We start from the raw sequence: 2,631 nt of genomic DNA, 5'->3' as shown, positions 1-2,631 counted from the left end.
GAAGACCCTATAGTGATCAAGCAGATCCTTGATCACCTGAAGCACAAAGCCGAAACCAGCGGGACCAGGGCGTTACCCGAAAGCCGGGCGCCACCGGCTGAGCTGCTCCTGGGTCTGTTTGACTGACCCGTCCCAAACGATTCCGATCACGATGCTGCGGTAATTCAGCCGCGGCAGGGATGCGTTATGCCGGCGGCTTGGGTTGGCCCCGGCTGTCGGGAAAAACGGGTAAATTTTCGGCGGGATCGATGGCTACACGGGCCGGATTCAGAATCACCCACTGGCAAAGCAGGCCGTCATTCGCGGTCTACAGTGGCTGGACTTGGAGAAAAACGGCGTTTATTCTTCCTATACTCACAATCACTAAAAAATCTTGCGCATTGATTTTCAGTTCTATGTCTTTTAGGGCTTGTACTTTTCCGTCGTAAACCTTGTTTATTTTCTTAAAGGTTACGCTTGCCATCGGCTAATACTTTTTGCTCCTGTCACGATGTAGTTTGTCGAGTTTTGCCTGCTCGGCAATCAATCGGCTATATGCGCCTATAACCAATTTCTTTTTTTCTGGCGAAACCATTTTAGAGTATACATCAAACATGGCAAGCCATTGTTTGTATGTCCATTCCGAAATAAACGCCTCCTCGTGAAGATCGATTTGCTTTCGTATCCGCTTTTGTTGTTCGTATGAAAAAACTTTTTTTGTTTTTTCCTTAAAAAATCTGCCTGGCGCGGAATATACAAAAGCCAAGAAATCCCAGTAGTCGATTAGCGGCAATTTTTTTATGTCGCAGTATTCTTTTTTGTGAAAGTTCACAAAAAATATTGATACATTCGGGCTTGGCGAAAAGTCCGCTTTATCAAAGTTGTGAATGACTTTGATTTCGTAAATCGGCTTAAAAAGTAGCGACTTAAATCCATCTTGGCACAAAGGCTCACCTGCGTACTTATATACCGCCTCTTGTTGCATGACGAGATATAAATCCTCGGGCGTCCTTCCCGTCGTCAAAAGTTTGCTCAAAATATCCGCAGTCATGTTGAATGGTATGTTAGAAAAAACTTTGTACGGCTCGCTCGGCAAATCTACTGTTAGAAAGTCCCTGTTCAGCAGAACTAAATCCTCGTGCCCCTTTAATTGCTCAAGCAATCGCCTGTACAATTCCGCGTCGTACTCTATCGCAACAACTTGTCTACAGCGTCCAAGTAAGGCTCGAGTGATAATTCCTTTGCCGGGTCCGATTTCATAAACCAAATCATCGCAAGTTATATTGCTAAGTCCGACTAGTTTATTTACTAGTTGGGCATTGTGTAAAAAATTTTGAGAGTCTTTTATGTTGCGTTCCAATAGCCTACTCCTTTACCCGTGTGGCTATTTGATTTTTTGTTGCCGTTGGGTGTATCGTTATTGGTAAACTCGTATTTTTCATAGAGTTGCGTACTCTAATTCTATACAAGGCAATACTTAATATATTTTAGCATATATTTTAGCAAATATATTAGGAAAACACAATACATTTTAGAGTGGTTTCGAAAATAGTTAAATAAAAATGACTTGTAAAGGATATTCCCCGCAAAGGTTCAGTTCTGCCGTGCTGAAAAATTGCTTATTCGTAAAAGAATAGGCAGCTTTCTTTTTTGTTCGCCCCTTTTATTTCATAGAGTACTCAACTCTATTTACAATAGAGTGGGAGTGACTGGCACTCACAGGCAATGTCTGGCACTGGCTGGCATCACAGCTGAGACTTCAATATCTCGCAGCTGAGCGATAAACTGTATAAAAACACAGTATCGCAAGGATGCGGATCATGCCCCAAGTGGCGGCCAGGATGGCCAGCCGGGACGAGAACACTGGTCGTTACCAGCGTCACCGGCCCGAGCAAACCCTGCTCTATCGGATCGTCGAAGAATACTACCCGACGTTCGCTGCCCATTTGGCGGCGCAGGGCAGGGAACTGCCCGGCTATGTGCAACGCGAGTTTGACGACTACCTCAAATGCGGCCGTCTCGAACACGGCTTTCTGCGGGTGCGTTGTGAGTCGTGTCACGCTGAGCACCTGGTTGCGTTCAGCTGCAAACGTCGGGGCTTCTGTCCTAGTTGTGGCGCACGGCGTATGGCCGAAAGCGCCGCGCTACTGGTCGATGAGGTTCTGCCCGTACAGCCCATGCGCCAATGGGTACTCAGCTTTCCCTTTCAATTGCGCTTTCTGTTCGCCAGCCGGCCGGAGGTCATGGGCCGGGTGTTGGGCATCGTTTACCGCGTCATCGCCACGCATCTGGTCAAGAAAGCGGGCTATACCCACCAAGCGGCCAAGACCGGTGCCGTCACCCTGATCCAGCGCTTCGGCAGTGCACTGAACCTCAACATTCACTTTCACATGCTGTTCCTCGATGGCGTGTACGTTGAGCGTCCCAATGGAACAGCCCGGTTCCTCTGGGTCAGGGCGCCGACCAGCGCCGAACTCACCCAACTGGCGCACACCATCGCCCATCGGGTCGGCCGCTATTTGGAGCGGCAAGGCCTGCTGGAACGGGATGTCGAAAACAGCTATCTGGCCTCGGATGCGGTGGATGACGACCCGATGACACCCCTGCTGGGGCACTCGATCACTTACCGTATCGCTGTCGGTTCACAGGCGG

General features: G+C 48.6%; 2 protein-coding genes. One reads left to right on the top strand and one right to left on the bottom strand.

Features of this window, described 5'->3' with window-relative positions:
* Nucleotides 1-466: 466 nt before the first annotated feature.
* Nucleotides 467-1,339, bottom strand: coding sequence for an rRNA adenine dimethyltransferase family protein (locus tag FTV43_RS14920; RefSeq protein WP_084929516.1), 873 nt, complete (start codon nt 1,337-1,339; stop codon nt 467-469).
* A 460-nt stretch (nt 1,340-1,799) separates the two neighbouring features.
* On the opposite strand from FTV43_RS14920, the gene FTV43_RS14915 reads away from it, so the two are divergent.
* On the top strand, nt 1,800-2,631 hold an 832-nt coding region (locus tag FTV43_RS14915; RefSeq protein ID WP_179995791.1), incomplete at its 3' end, for a transposase zinc-binding domain-containing protein.

This window comes from Acinetobacter sp. YH16053 (assembly GCF_013417035.1).
Taxonomy (GTDB): Bacteria; Pseudomonadota; Gammaproteobacteria; order Pseudomonadales; family Moraxellaceae; genus Acinetobacter; species Acinetobacter towneri.
Note: the sequence above shows the minus strand (reverse complement) of the source record. Positions and strands in the feature narration are given on the sequence as shown.